Below are 14,163 nucleotides of genomic sequence, written 5' to 3'. Positions count from 1 at the left end.
TTCCCTAGTGAGCATTGCTGGCCACGATGACCGCACCATCGGCGCACTCGTGTGCCAGCCAAGTGGTCCACCCCAGCCTGCAGACATTGTGTTCACCCACGTGCAACGGCCTGATCGCCTCCTTGGCCAGCACCAGCCGCAGGTCATGCTCCAGCGGGTCTCGTGCAGCCAGTCGCACCAACGAACACAGCAGTGGATACTCCGACCCCGTCGGCAAGAAACCATGGAAGCGCTGCCAATCCAGATCCTGTATATGCACCCGGAACTTACCGTTGCAGTCGGTGATCCGGCTTCCCAGTACCTGGTCGAAGCCCAACAGGCTGTTGGCACAGCCAAGCTGGTTCAACTGCGGGGGAGCAATGGCAACCGTGCGTTCCACCCATTGCTCTATAAACACGCGCTCATGCTCGAAGTAGTAGCGCAGCACTGTCTCGATCACCGCCGCCGAGTGCGCCCGCAGGCCAAGCAACCCCAGGTAGGGCAACAGTCGCTTGCAGTCCAACTGCGCAGCGGTACGGATGCGCTGGCCCCTCAACCCGATCAACGCAAACATCTGCTCGGAAAAAGCATCACGCGCCTGCGCCTGGAAACACGCCTGGTAGCGGTATTTGCGCCAGATCGGCAGCATCAGCCGTTGCAGACGATGGTGAAACAGGTCCAGGAAGTCTCGAGTCGCGTGGCCGCCCGCTCCATCGGCACACGCCTGCTCACCGTAAAAGGCCGGCAAGGGTGAACCTGCGCCACAGAGGCCCAGGACATTGAGGCGAAGACGCGCACGCAATTGATCGTGTTCAACAAAAAACTCCAACCGGTCAATATCGTGACCGGGAAAACCAAGACCCGGGTTGGCCTGAAACTCCAGCCGCTCATAGAGTGCGTTGTCATCCAGTAGCGGATGGGCATCGCGCAGGCGCTTGATCACCTGCGAAATCGCCTGGAACAGCGAATATTCACGGATGGCACGGCACAGTTGCTTCAAAGCAGGGGCTGCTGCCCCATCTGAGGTGGCCATAGGTACACATCTCCTTGTGTGCTGATGACACGCAGCTCGTGGTAGGCATTAAGGCTGGCATAAAGCGCGAAGAACTCGTTGAGCACCGAGGCGAACAAAAACGCTTCGCCCGCCCCCAGAAAACCTTGGGAATCAATGCTCAGGTCGACCCGCAACCCTCGAATCGGCATGCCCCGGTGCAAGCGGTCGACGGCCGTATGGCTGATGGATCGCAAGGCCCCCAGCCTTCTCTGGCTGACCTTTTTCGCTTGCAGATCGTGGTAACGCGGCACGTCATAGGTTTCGAGGACCACCTTCAAGACATTGATGTCGCTCAGTGACAAATAGTTGAGCGACATGTTGCTGATAAGTCGCCAGAGAAAGTCCTGGTCCAGGGGCGGTGCAAAACTCGCAGTCGGCGCGCAGATATTGCGAAATGACAAGCCCTCCGGTGTCTGCTCACAGGGCTGATTGATCTCCCCTGCCTGCAATTGCCGAGGCAGGTTGTGATTGGTGCATGTCAGTTCGATCGACAGCGTTTCCTGGGTATGCCCCCGCCCGTTTCCGAACCCCAGCCAGGTATCGAGCCCGGCATGATGCGCCGAAGCACGCTGACGAATGCTGTAGCTGGTGGGCGCTGCCGATGCATCGATAACGCCGTCGTGCTCAAAGGATTCAAATGGTACGTACGCCTGATACCCCAGCCCGCCAGGGCGCCAGCCCGTGACCTTGTCGACGGAAAATACACAGGCGTTTGCGCGCGCATATTCCCCAGGAATCAACAGGTATTCGTCCTGCTTGCCATCCAGGCGAATCGGCACCGCATCATGTTTGAACAGGTTGACGATGGGCGTGCAGTACAGCCTCACGTTGTCCAGCGTGGGGCATCCGGTTGCCTGGCACCGGGTGCGTAACTTGAAGCACAGCCTGACGCTGCAGATTTGCTTGAGTACGTCCTGGGGCAACCGCTGCAACGCATCCAGGCCACGCACATCGACGAACAGGTACTTTTCAGGAAAGGCGAAATACTCCTGCAGATGGCGGTATCCACGAAAGGTATTCTGCGGATAAGGCATCAGCGCATGCTCCTCCGCGAACCCTACCGGACTGACCTGATCGCCACCCAATCGCAACAGCAGGGGCTGGCCATCAGCCCCGCGGACCGCAAGCCCATCACCGCCCAATGGCAGCAACTCGATACCCTCAACCTCGCGCAACAGGCTCAGGTACAACGCTTGACTGATGTAGCGGTCTCCCGACAAATGCAGGCGCAATTGATCGAACGCACATTCGCTGAAATTGCCTTCGCCGCCCATGTCCAGGCGCAGGCTCAGCAACGCCTGCTCTCCCTGGACGCAGTACTCCAGCGCGCTCAGTTGCAGCGGCAAGATGCAGGTGGCGTAGCAGGTTCGAAAACGACAGCGTTCACCATTGACCGCAGCGCTTTCGACCGGTGTATCCCGTGCGACCATCACACCGGGCCCCGCATGTTTCAACGGATCGAACTGCAGGATACTGAACGCAGGTATGGGCCGCATGTAGTTGGGCCACAGCAGATGCATCAAGGAATGAGTCAGCTCAGGCAACTCGTCATCCAGCTTCTGGCGCAGGCGACCGGTGAGGAAAGCAAAGCCTTCCAGCAGTCTTTCCACATCCGGATCCTGACCGGCCTCCCCTAAAAAGGGCGCGAGAGCAGGATTGCGCTCGGAAAAGCGCCGCCCGAGCTGTCGCAACGCACTGAGTTCGCTCTGGTAATAGTGGTTAAAGGACATCAGGCAAGACCTCAACCTGTCCAGCATCCTGCAGGCGCGCGGTAAACACCACGGGCTGCGTCACACCGTCGACGCAGAGCGTGGCGTCAATGGCAAACGCCAGCGCCAGAGGATCGTCACCACAAGGCAACGCCCTCACGTGCGTATCCTTCAAGCGGGGCTCATAGGCCCGGATAAACCGCTCGATCAACAAGCGCGACTGGCTCAATGACTCATGCAGACTCTGGCTCGTGTCATTGAGATCCGGCATACCGTAATCCTCCAGTGTCTGCACACTGCCAGCGCGGATGCTGAGCATCTTTCCCAGATGAGCTGCGACGGACGTCACTGCACATGATGATTTTGCGGCCGGACTTTCAAGTCGCTCGAAGAGGCTTTGGTTACGGGTCATCCCTTGGCCCCTGCTCATTCTTTGTCGAGCTTGCCAACCAGGGACAGGGTGAAATCCGCCCCCATGTATTTGAAGTGCGGTCGCACACTCAGGTTGACGCGGTACCAGCCAGGCTCGCCCTCGACATCACTGACAACGATACGTGCCGCCCGCAATGGCCGCCGCCCACGCACTTCGGCACTGGGGTTTTCCTGGTCTGCCACGTACTGGCGAATCCACTTGTTGAGCTCCAGCTCCAGGTCAGTACGCTCCTTCCACGAGCCCAGTTGCTCCCGTTGCAGAACCTTGAGGTAATGGGCCAGGCGGTTGACCACCATCATGTAGGGCAACTGAGTGCCCAGGCGGTAATTCAGCTCGGCCTCCTTGCCCTCGGCACTGATGCCGAAACGCTTGGGCTGTTGCACCGAGCTGGCGGAGAAAAACGCGGCATTGTCACTGCCCTTGCGCATCGTCAAGGCAATGAAACCCTCTTGCGCCAGTTCGTATTCGCGACGGTCGGATACCAGCACTTCAGTGGGAATCTTGGTTTCGATTTCGCCCATGCTGTGGAAGTGATGCAAGGGCAAGTCCTCCACTGCGCCGCCGCTTTGCGGACCGATAATGTTCGGGCACCAACGAAACCGCGCAAAACTGTCGGTCAATCGTGTGGCAAAGGCGTAGGCGGTATTACCCCAAAGGTAGTGCTCGTGGCTGTTCACCACGGTTTCCCGGTAGGCGAAGGTCTTGACCGGACATTCAAGGGGATCGTAAGGCGTGCGCAGCAGGAATCGCGGCACCGTCAGCCCGATATAACGGGCATCTTCGCTCTGGCGAAAGCTATGCCATTTGGCGAACTGCGGACCTTCGAAATGATCCCTGAGATCCTTCAAGTCAGGTAGATCGGTGAAGCTTTCCAAGCCGAAAAAAGTCGGCCCGGCGGCCGCGATAAACGGTGCATGGGCCATGCAGGCGACCTTGGAAGCGTATTGCATCAGCTTCACATCGGGGGCGCTGGGGGAAAGAAAGAAGTCAGCGATGATTGCGCCCACAGGTTGACCGCCGAACTGACCGTACTCCGCACTGTAGACGTGCTTATAGAGCCCGGACTGGATCACCTCGGGTGAGTCTTCGAAGTCATCCAACAGGTCTTGCCGAGAGACATTCAGCAGTTCGATCTTGATGTTTTCTCTAAAGTTGGTGCGCTCGACCAACAACTGCAGGCCTTTCCATGAGGATTCCAGGGCCTGGAAGCGCGGGTGGTGCAGAATCTCATCCATTTGCCGACCGAGCTTCTCGTCAATCTCCGCAATCATCCGGTCAACCAGGTGTTTCTTGACCGGTTCCCCGCTGTTCTGCGGCTTGATCAGCTCTTCGATAAATGCCGAGACGCCACGCCTGGCTATGCCGTAGGCCTCATCATCCGCACTCAACAGAGTCTGGGCGATGATGTTGTCGAGAATGCTGTGCTCGTCAGTGATGAGTACGGGTATCGAGGTGTGTTGAGTCGTCATGGCGCCAGTGTCCTTTTACTGAAAAATGTCAGGCGGTCCGGCCGCTCAGGCCCAGCTCCGCCAATACTCGGGCACGGGATTCGTCGTCGGCCAGGGCCTGTTCGATGGCTTTGCGAAAGCTCGGCGTATTTCCCAGTGGTCCCTTGAGCGCCATCAGCGCCTCACGCAGGGCCATCAGCTTGTGCAACTCGGGGATCTGCTCCACCAGGTTCGCCGGGTTGAAATCCCTCATCGAATTGATTCGTAACTGGATGGCCAGGTCTTCGACCTCGGCGCCGTCCTGGAGGCGATTGGGGACATTCAGCGTCAGGCTCAGCGCCTGTTTGGCCAACACCTCATCGAGGGTGTTCTGGTTGAGGGTGATGGGCTTGCGATCTTCAAGCTTGCGCAGGTCCTCACGCTGGGTGAAGTCCCCCAGCACGAGGAGTTTCAACGGAAGCTCGACTTCTTCCCGCGCACCGCCGATGGCGGGTTTGAAGGTGATATTGATGCGTTCCTTGGGTGCTACCGAACATTCTTTGGCCATGGTAAATCTCCTTTTCAAGCGGCTCGTAAGCCTATTCAAGTACCGCTTCCAGATCGAAGAGGCACAGCCTGCGGTGGGTGTCTTCCTTGCGCTCGCGCACGGCATGGTTTTGTGGCAGCAGGTCGCAGCAGCGGTGCAAGAGGCGTGTCACTTGAAACGCCAGCTCCGGCTCCCAGCGCTCCAGGCCCGAGCGCTGCAGCTCGAGGTCCAGTTGTTCGAGCTGGATCTTCGCCAGTTCATGTTTGCCAGCGTGTGCACACAAGCGCGCCAGGGCCAACCGCCAATAAAAGCGGGCGCGATCGCTGCGAGCGGCATGCAGACCTTGATTGAGCTCATGTACCGCGGCTTTGAGCCCATCCTTGCGCAGCCGCGGTAGCACATCCTGCAAGGCGATCTCCCAGGGCTCGGCATCGCCCCCCACGCGGGGCGCCTCAGGGGTTTGCAGGTGATGGGAAACATGCAATGCGATCCAGCCGCGAGTGGCGTCGTCGGCAAAAGGAGCGCCCCCTTGAAAGCGAAACGCCGGCAAGTCCGGCAATCGTTGCAACAGCAGGGCGAAACTCACTTCCAACTCGCTCACGGCCAGTTCCGCCTGCTGGGCTTCCAGGCATTGCCAGAGCATGTACAGCCCGTCGAACCAGAACATCGCACCTGAGAGGCCGGCCTCAAGTTCAGGCAGCAGCTCGGCGTGATGGCCTTGGGCAAAACGTTGCTGGTAGTACTTGAGTCTGTCGGGGGCAGGCCCGCACAACGCGGTGACTCGCTCACCGTTGGCATCCGGATAGCGGACGATGGACAGCCAGGCCAGCGTTCGACTCAGGTGCAAGGCCCGTAGGTCGGCGGCGTCCTGGCGTAACCACCAGGCACACAACGGACGAGCTTGTTCCTGCAAGGCAAACAGCAAGTCATGCGCATCTTTTTCGTTGTTTACCGTCGGTTTGGCCGTTGAGGATGGCGTAGCAGCGGGTTGCACTTGCGCAACGGCGGCGTTCAACCCGGCGATAGGGGGATGGCCTTGCACAGCAAGCGCCAACCACTGCTCCAATTGTTTGCGAATCGGCAGCAACAGCGGCGCGTCGCCTCCCAAATGTGCAGTCCAGAGTTCATCAAGGCGCGTGAGGTGTTCAAGCATAGATTGGAACAAGGGTTGCGGGCCTTGAACCGAAAGGTCTTGGACAAGCAGTGTCTCAAGGCGCAGGACCAGCCAGCCGAACGCTGCGCTGCGGGTGCGCAGCTTTCCAGGGTATACCGCCGACCAATGGTGCTCACACAGATGGCGCAGCAACCCGAGGCCAGCCAGCAGTCCGGCAAAGGACTCGCGGTGGTAAAGCGCCCAGGTCAGCCAGACGGCCACGCGCAGATCCTTGGACTGCTCACGCAACAGGCATTCGCTGATTTCCAGGAGCTTTTGCCAGTCCGGCTGGCCGGCGCCATGCATGGACTGCAACTTTGCCAGTTCGGACTCCAGGGTTTCATATTCATTTGAATAGCGCATATCACTGCCGGCAAAGTTCGCTGGCAAACAGGGCTGCCGGGCAACCTCGAGGTAATAAGCGCAGAGTTTTTCTGAATGGACCATTTAGGAGCGCACTCGACTATCCAAGGCACGAGCGACAAACTAAGTGCATTTAACTTTCACACTAGATTGCCATCAACCTTCGCTTGAATCGCCGCGAAGTTCGTAAACCTTAGCCACGACAATAACATCCAGCAAGCAACAGACTCACACTTAAGACATTTCCTACACCACCCGTAAACCAAGGCATATGCAGGCTTTTGCGCAGCTACAGAGATATATTTCACCTAACCCCAGCGGAAAACCAACTACTGAGCGACGTTTCAACATGAGCAACTAAATGCGCACTTATGCGCAAACATTTTCCGCAAAACAGCCAAAAAAACCATAACACCCGTTTAAATCCAACGCCTATATCCACAGCATGCCAAGTCCGTATTGGTTCCCACACTTTCCGGCACGCTTCTTGTAATAGCCACATTCCCAACCGGTACGATTAACCGTTGGAACTACCTCATCAATCAGACAAGGAAACCCGTCATGCCAACACCCGCGTATCTTTCCGTCACTGGCTCCAAGCAAGGCTTGATTACGGCAGGCACATTTACCAAGGACTCGGTGGGCAATATTTACCAGGAAGGCCATGAAGACCAGATTCTGGTCCAGGCCTTCTCCCATCAGGTGATTGTTCCACGCGACCCGCAGTCCGGCCAGCCGACGGGCCAGAGGGTCCATAAGCCGCTGATGATCAGCAAGGTCTTCGATAAGTCATCGCCATTGCTGTTCAGCGCCTTGACCAGCGGTGAAGACGTCACCTGCCGACTCGAGTGGTTCCGTACGTCGCCAGCCGGCACCCAAGAGCACTACTTCACGATTGAACTGGAGAGGGCGAAGATCGTGGACATACAGTCACGCATGCCCCACTGCCAGGATCCGGACAATGCCCATTTCACTCACCTGGAGGACGTGCACTTCACCTATGGCAAGATCGTGTGGACCCACGAAGTGTCCGGCACATCCGGGTCCGATGACTGGCGCAGCCCGGTAGCGGGTTAGGTCGGACCTGAGCAGGAACAGGTGCCAGGGACGGCACCGTTTCTGCCAGGCAACTACACCATCGCCAAGGGATGCTTGCGCTTGGGTGCGCCGAACACCCGATCGATGGCATCCAGGTCGTGCTCATCGAGCACCATCTTGGCGGCGGCCGCATTGAGCCGTACATGCTCCGGGGTGACCGCCTTGGGGATGGCGATCACACCGTCCTGGCGCAGCACCCAGGCCAGGGCAACCTGGGCGGGCGTGACCTCGTGGCGGCGGGCGATCTGCTTGAGGGTCTGACTGGACAGCAACGCCCCACCCTGGGCAATCGGGCAGTACGCCATCAGCGGCAAATGGTGTTGTTGCCACCAGGGCAACAGGTCGAATTCGATCCCGCGTTCTTCGATGTTGTACAGCACCTGGTTAGTCGCGCAGGCCGGGGATGCGAGTTCCTGCAGGTCGGCCACATCGAAATTCGAGACGCCCCAGCGGCCGATCTTGCCAGCCTCACGCAGGCGCTCGAACGCTTCGACGGTTTCTTCAAGGGGGTACTGGCCACGCCAATGCAGCAGATACAGATCAATGTAGTCCGTGCCCAGGCGCCGGAGGCTGGCTTCACACGCACGGGGCACGCCCTTTTGGCTGGCGTTGTGCGGGTAGACCTTGCTCACCAGGAACACCTGGTCGCGCCTGCCGCTGATGGCTTCGCCGACGACTTCCTCGGCGCCACCCTCGCCATACATCTCGGCGGTGTCGATGAGGGTCATGCCCTCGTCGATCCCCAGTTGCAATGCCGCGACTTCGGCGCGACGCCGGTCCGGGTCTTCGCCCATGCGCCAGGTGCCCTGGCCGATGACAGGGACGGGAACGCCTGCCAGATCAATGGTGCGCATGACAACCTCCTGATGAATTCGCGGATTAACAGTGTGGCATTGACCGGACAAAAGGGTTCAATCGAAGTATGGTTGCCCTTTGCCAAGTCGCCAGGAAGGACCTGCAATGCTGTTTGTCGTGATGCTCGGGGGCAAGCACCCACGAGCAAGAATTGAAGTGCACGATGTGGTGTTCGCCGTCGCAGACACCCTGGAAGGCACCTACCCGCAATTGCGTGAAGCTTGGTTCGGCAGCCCCAAGGGTGTGCATATCGATTCGTGGATGGCGGTGGATGGTGTCGACGGCTGGAAGGTCGAACTCAGCCACCTGGCCCCCGCTGCCGACGCCCATCACCTGTACTTCATCAACCTTGGCGGTTATGAAGCCAACAGCTTTGGCGAAGCCCACCACTACCTGCTGGTGGTCGCCCGCAACAAACGGGAGGCGACCAGCAAGGGCAAGCAACAAATGCTGCGCCACTGGTCCCAGGCCCACACCGACGGCGTGATGGATATCGACGACTGCCTGCCCATCGACCTGGTGGACGGCCGCTACCTGCACCTGATGCAAGGCGCCCATCGGCCGATCATTCAGCAGAATGACTATATCGTCTTGAATTGATGGGGGCTTATTCGACCTGACATCAGATGACTCCGGCAACGTCAGACGTAACACTGCTTTTGCTGTGGCTGTGGCTTTTGCTCTTGATCTCAGGCGCCCCGTCAACCACGCTGGCCGAACGCAGGCTTGAATCCGTGGGTAACCCGGCAGGACGCCGGGTTAGCCGTCCTGGGCCAAGGATGGCCCATGACGGCGGCCCACGGATTCAAGCCTGCGTTCGGGCACACCGAGCCTAGGCGAGGTGCCGAGTGTTGGGGCAAGAGCCTTTTTGGTTACTTTTGGGGCTCTTTTCCAAAAGTGACCCGCCGTAAGGGCGGAACCCTAGGTCGCCGTTACCGCAGCAACGGATATGTACTCGGTCTGATCCAACATCCTGGTCGGCTGTCAGGCCGCCATCGGGAGCAAGTCGAATCGTCGCACCGCCCCTCCCACATGTGATCTCTATACATCAGGTAGATATCAGTCTGCTCTAGATCTCACGCCAATACCCAAGCTTAACGCCCCAACCTGAACCCCAGCGGAACTTTGCCAGGAAATAACCGCCTGAATCCGGTACGCTCACCGTTTTTACTCAAGGAGTTAATCCCCATGGCCAAAGCCACCGCCCGTCACATCCTCGTTGCCACCGAAGACAAGTGCAACGAACTCAAGGCCCAAATCGAAGGCGGCGCCGATTTCGCAGAAATCGCCAAAGCCAACTCCAGCTGCCCATCCAGCCGCCAGGGCGGTGACTTGGGTTCGTTCGGTCCAGGCCAGATGGTCAAGGAATTCGACACCGTCGTCTTCAGCGCCCCGGTCAACACCGTGCAAGGCCCGGTAAAAACCCAGTTCGGCTACCACCTGCTGGAAGTCACCAGCCGCCAGGACTGATCCCGTCCGCGCTGCTGCTTGAAACAACGGCCCGCCTCTTGGTGGGCCGTTGTGCATGTGACGACTGGCGACGCTGATGCCGTTAGCGTACAAATCCTTATTCTTCTCCACCCGGCGTTCAAGGCTGACAATGCGATTGGCTTTTTCCAGACTGTTCAGTACCTCCTTGGCCCTGCTGCTGGCCAGCAGCGCCGTGATCGCGGCGCCCCAACCGTCCATGACCGTGTACGGCGAACCGGCCAAGTATCCAGCCGGTTTCAGCCATTTCGACTACGCCAACCCCAACGCCCCCAAGGGCGGCAGCCTGCGGCGCTCGGCGCTGGAGATCGGGCGTTTCGACCATGTGCTGCCGTATATCGACAAAGGCATCGGCGTCTCCCAGGTCGACGGCTGGTTGTATGCGCCCCTGGCCCTGCGTTCCCTGGACGAGCCCTACACGGTGTATGGCCTGGTGGCCGAGAAGATGGAACGCGCGGAGGACGGCCTGTCCCTGCGTTTCTTCCTCAACCCCAAGGCGCGCTTTGCCGATGGCAAGCCGATCACCGCCGAAGACGTGCGCTACAGCTTCAACCTGCTGATGACCCAAGGCAGCCTGCGCTTTCGCACGCTGTTCGCCGACGTCAAGCACGTCGAAGTCGAAGGCCAGCGCCAGGTACGTTTTGATTTTTCCAGCAATGAAAACCGCACCCTGCCCCTGGATATCGCCACCCTGCCGGTGTTTCCCGAGCACTGGTGGAAAACTCGCGACTTCGCCAACGGCGGTGGCTACGAAGCCCCCCTGGGCAGCGGCCCGTACAAGGTCGGCAAGATTGACTCGGGCAGCACTATCACCTTTACCCGCGACCCCGACTGGTGGGGCAAGGACCTGCCCGTCAGCCGCGGCCTGTACAACTTCGATCACCTGAGCCTGGAGTACTTCGGTGACACCGAAGTGGCCCGCCAGGTACTGCGCGGTGGCGCCTACGACTTCAACCGTGAGTTTTCCGCCACCGGCTATTCCATCGGCTACAACGGCCCGGCCCTGGACGATGGCCGCCTGCAACGTGCGCACCTGGCCAAGGACATGCCGCAACCGGCCCAGGGTTATGTGTTCAACGTGCAAAAACCGATGTTCAAGGACCGTCGCGTGCGCCAGGCCCTGGCGATGCTGTGGGACTTCGAATGGGCCAACCGGCAGATGATGCGCAACCTGTACATCCGCCAGCAAAGCTACTTCTCCAATAGCCCGTTGGCCGCCACCCAACTGCCCACCCCGGAAGAACTGGCGATTCTCGAACCCTTGCGCGGGCAGATTCCCGACGAGGTATTCACCCAGGTGTTCAAGGCCCCGGTCACCGATGGCAGCGGCATGATCCGCGACAAACAGTTGCAAGCCCTGGCCCTGCTGGAAGAAGCCGGCTGGAAGCCAGACGGCGACAAACTGGTCAATGCCGAGGGCGAGCCGCTGGAGTTCACCTTCCTCAATGCCCAGAACGGCCTGGAACGCCTGTTGTTGCCGTACAAACGCAACCTCGCACAGATCGGCATTACCTTGAACATCCGCCGCATCGACTCTTCGCAATACGTGAACCGCCTGATGGCCCGCGACTACGACATGATCGTCACCGGCTTCCCGGTGACCACCTCGCCCGGCATGGAGCTGTACAACTACTTCGGCTCGACCGCCGCATTCGATCCGGGCGCCAACAACTACATGGTGCTCAAGGACCCGGCCGTCGACAGCCTGATCAAGGGCCTGGTCAAGGCCGACACCCAGGCGCAGATGCTCACCTATGCCCATGCCCTGGATCGGGTGCTGCAATGGAATTACCTGTGGATCCCCAATTACTACCCGCCCGGCACCTCCGCTGCGTGGTGGAACCGCTTCGGCCGTCCGGCCATCGAGGCCAGGAATGATGAGGCCCTGGAAACCTGGTGGGAAATCAGCCCTACCCCGCTGACCAATGAACAAATGAATGCCGAGTTGAAAAAACGCGCGGGAGCTCGCTGATGTTTGCCTATATCGTGCGGCGCCTGCTGCTGATCATCCCGACGCTGGTGATCATCCTGCTGGTCAACTTCGTGATCGTCCAGGCCGCCCCCGGCGGGCCGGTGGAACAAGCCATCGCCCACTTGCAGGGCATCGGCGGCGGCGCGGTCGGCGGCTCATCCGGCGACGCTGTCAGCAGCGGCTCCCGTGCCAGCCGCGGGCTGGACCCGAAACTGATCAAGGACATCGAAAAACAATACGGCTTCGACAAGCCCGCGCCGGAACGCCTGTGGCTGATGCTCAAGAGCTACGCCCAGCTGGATTTCGGCAACAGCTTCTTTCGCGGCGCCACCGTGATCGACCTGATCCTGGAAAAAATGCCGGTGACCATTTCCCTCGGCCTGTGGGCCACGCTGATCACTTACCTGGTGTCGATCCCCCTGGGCATTCGCAAGGCGGTGCGCCATGGCAGCAGCTTTGATGTGTGGAGCAGCACCGCCATTGTGATTGGCTACGCGATGCCGGCGTTCCTGTTCGCGATGTTCCTGATCGTGATGTTCGCCGGAGGCACGTCATTGAACTGGTTCCCGGTGCGCGGGCTGGTCTCGGAAAACTTCGCCGAGCTGAGCACCGTGGGCAAGATCGCCGACTACTTCTGGCACCTGGTGCTGCCGGTCAGCGCGCTGGTAATCGGCGGTTTCGCCACCCTGACCATCCTGACCAAAAACTCGTTCCTCAATGAAATCACGCGCCACTACGTAGTGACCGCCCGCGCCAAGGGCCTGAGCGAACGCCGGGTGCTGTACGGCCATGTGTTTCGCAACGCCATGCTGCTGGTGATCTCGGGGATTCCCCAGGCGTTCATCAGTGTGTTCTTTGCCGGTTCGCTGTTGATCGAGGTGATCTTTTCCCTCGATGGCCTCGGCCGCATGAGCTACGAAGCGGCCGTGTCCCGGGACTACCCGGTGGTGTTTGGCTCGCTGTTTATCTTCACCTTGTTTGGCCTGCTGATAAAACTGATCGGCGACCTCTGCTACACCCTGGTGGACCCGCGTATCGACTTCGCCGCGAGGAACGCCTGATGCTTAACCTGTCTCCCGTGGCCCGTCGGCGTTTCGAACGCTTCAAGAAAAACCGTCGCGGCTGGTGGTCGCTGTGGCTGTTTATCGGGCTGTTTATCCTGACCCTGGGCGGCGAGTTGATCGCCAACGACAAGCCTCTGGTGCTCAGCTACAAGAACGAGCTGTATTTCCCGGCATTCAAGCGCTACACCGAGCAGCAGTTCGGCGGGCAACTGCCGTTCCAGGCCGATTACCGCAGTGACTACGTGCAAAAGCTGATCAAGCAGGACGGCGGTTGGATGCTGTTCCCGCCAATCCCGTTCAGCGACGACACCCCCAACTACGAACTGACCCGCCCGGCCCCCAGCCCGCCCTCGACGGTGAACTGGCTGGGTACCGATGACCAGTCGCGGGATGTGCTGGCACGGGTGATCTTCGGCGCGCGGGTGTCAATCCTGTTTGCCCTGGCACTCACCGCGATCAGCGCCACCATCGGCATCGCCGCCGGGGCCTTGCAGGGCTATTACGGCGGCTGGGTGGATCTGCTCGGCCAACGCATCCTTGAAGTGTGGTCCGGGCTGCCGGTGCTGTACCTGCTGATCATCCTGTCGGGGTTTGTCGAGCCGAACTTCTGGTGGTTGCTGGGGATCATGGCGCTGTTTTCCTGGCTGGCCCTGGTGGATGTGGTGCGCGCCGAGTTCCTGCGCGGGCGCAACCTGGAGTACGTCAAGGCCGCACGGGCCCTGGGCCTGGGCGACGGCAAGATCATTCGCCGGCACATCCTGCCCAACGCCATGACCGCCACCTTGAGCTACCTGCCGTTTATCCTCACCGGGGCGATTTCCACCCTGAGCGCCCTGGATTTCCTCGGTTTCGGCATGCCTGCGGGCAGTGCGTCACTGGGCGAGCTGATTGCCCAGGGCAAGCAGAACCTGCAAGCGCCGTGGCTGGGCCTGACGGCGTTTTTCACCTTGGCGCTGATCCTGTCGCTGCTGGTCTTTATCGGCGAGGCATTACGTGATGCCTTCGACCCACGCTCATGAGT

General features: G+C 59.7%; 13 protein-coding genes. 6 read left to right on the top strand and 7 right to left on the bottom strand.

Going from position 1 to position 14,163, the window contains the following annotated elements:
• Positions 1 to 4: 4 nt before the first annotated feature.
• The 6 genes from tssG to tssA are packed head-to-tail and all read right to left on the bottom strand — an operon-like array spanning position 5 to position 6,749.
• Positions 5 to 1,012, bottom strand: coding sequence for a type VI secretion system baseplate subunit TssG (gene tssG, locus PspCFBP13509_RS19140; RefSeq protein WP_065927147.1), 1,008 nt, complete (start codon positions 1,010 to 1,012; stop codon positions 5 to 7).
• The gene (gene tssF / locus PspCFBP13509_RS19135) at positions 976 to 2,763 is read right to left on the bottom strand and encodes a type VI secretion system baseplate subunit TssF (protein ID WP_137212510.1); all 1,788 of its coding nucleotides are present in this window, start codon (positions 2,761 to 2,763) and stop codon (positions 976 to 978) included. Before tssF ends, tssG begins: the two co-directional genes overlap by 37 nt.
• Positions 2,753 to 3,154: a type VI secretion system baseplate subunit TssE gene (gene tssE / locus PspCFBP13509_RS19130; RefSeq protein ID WP_065927190.1), complete on the bottom strand. Its 402-nt coding sequence runs from the start codon at positions 3,152 to 3,154 to the stop codon at positions 2,753 to 2,755. Before tssE ends, tssF begins: the two co-directional genes overlap by 11 nt.
• Before the next feature lie 14 nt (positions 3,155 to 3,168).
• Positions 3,169 to 4,644, bottom strand: a complete 1,476-nt coding sequence (gene tssC, locus PspCFBP13509_RS19125) for a type VI secretion system contractile sheath large subunit (RefSeq protein ID WP_065948203.1) — start codon at positions 4,642 to 4,644, stop codon at positions 3,169 to 3,171.
• 28 nt (positions 4,645 to 4,672) lie between these two features.
• A complete protein-coding gene (gene tssB, locus PspCFBP13509_RS19120; protein WP_065927150.1) occupies positions 4,673 to 5,170 on the bottom strand; it encodes a type VI secretion system contractile sheath small subunit in 498 nt (165 codons plus the stop codon).
• Positions 5,171 to 5,201: 31 nt separating this feature from the next.
• Entirely contained in the window at positions 5,202 to 6,749 is a 1,548-nt protein-coding gene (gene tssA, locus PspCFBP13509_RS19115) for a type VI secretion system protein TssA (RefSeq protein WP_074847002.1), read from the bottom strand.
• Between the two features lie 477 nt (positions 6,750 to 7,226).
• Between tssA and PspCFBP13509_RS19110 the strand changes: the two genes are divergently transcribed.
• Positions 7,227 to 7,742: an Hcp family type VI secretion system effector gene (locus PspCFBP13509_RS19110; protein ID WP_065927152.1), complete on the top strand. Its 516-nt coding sequence runs from the start codon at positions 7,227 to 7,229 to the stop codon at positions 7,740 to 7,742.
• Positions 7,743 to 7,795: 53 nt separating this feature from the next.
• Here PspCFBP13509_RS19110 and PspCFBP13509_RS19105 read toward each other — a convergent pair whose 3' ends face one another.
• Positions 7,796 to 8,617 (bottom strand): aldo/keto reductase, encoded by an 822-nt coding sequence (locus PspCFBP13509_RS19105; RefSeq protein WP_065927153.1) that lies wholly within the window; start codon positions 8,615 to 8,617, stop codon positions 7,796 to 7,798.
• A gap of 106 nt (positions 8,618 to 8,723) precedes the next feature.
• Between PspCFBP13509_RS19105 and PspCFBP13509_RS19100 the strand changes: the two genes are divergently transcribed.
• The 5 genes from PspCFBP13509_RS19100 (at position 8,724) to PspCFBP13509_RS19075 (ending at position 14,161) form a co-directional block, all read left to right on the top strand.
• Entirely contained in the window at positions 8,724 to 9,218 is a 495-nt protein-coding gene (locus PspCFBP13509_RS19100) for a DUF1543 domain-containing protein (protein ID WP_137212509.1), read from the top strand.
• A 588-nt stretch (positions 9,219 to 9,806) separates the two neighbouring features.
• The gene (locus PspCFBP13509_RS19090; protein ID WP_044274278.1) at positions 9,807 to 10,088 is read left to right on the top strand and encodes a peptidylprolyl isomerase; all 282 of its coding nucleotides are present in this window, start codon (positions 9,807 to 9,809) and stop codon (positions 10,086 to 10,088) included.
• 130 nt (positions 10,089 to 10,218) lie between these two features.
• Positions 10,219 to 12,078 (top strand): extracellular solute-binding protein, encoded by a 1,860-nt coding sequence (locus tag PspCFBP13509_RS19085; RefSeq protein WP_065927155.1) that lies wholly within the window; start codon positions 10,219 to 10,221, stop codon positions 12,076 to 12,078.
• Positions 12,078 to 13,139, top strand: a complete 1,062-nt coding sequence (locus PspCFBP13509_RS19080) for a microcin C ABC transporter permease YejB (protein ID WP_137212507.1) — start codon at positions 12,078 to 12,080, stop codon at positions 13,137 to 13,139. The genes PspCFBP13509_RS19085 and PspCFBP13509_RS19080 overlap by 1 nt, the downstream gene beginning before the upstream one ends.
• On the top strand, positions 13,139 to 14,161 hold the full coding sequence (locus PspCFBP13509_RS19075) for an ABC transporter permease (RefSeq protein ID WP_065927157.1): 1,023 nt from the start codon (positions 13,139 to 13,141) through the stop codon (positions 14,159 to 14,161). Before PspCFBP13509_RS19080 ends, PspCFBP13509_RS19075 begins: the two co-directional genes overlap by 1 nt.
• Positions 14,162 to 14,163 lie beyond the last annotated feature (2 nt).

It is taken from the genome of Pseudomonas sp. CFBP13509, assembly GCF_005233485.1.
GTDB lineage: Bacteria > Pseudomonadota > Gammaproteobacteria > Pseudomonadales > Pseudomonadaceae > Aquipseudomonas > Aquipseudomonas marginalis.
This window is presented reverse-complemented; position numbering and strand designations above follow the sequence as displayed.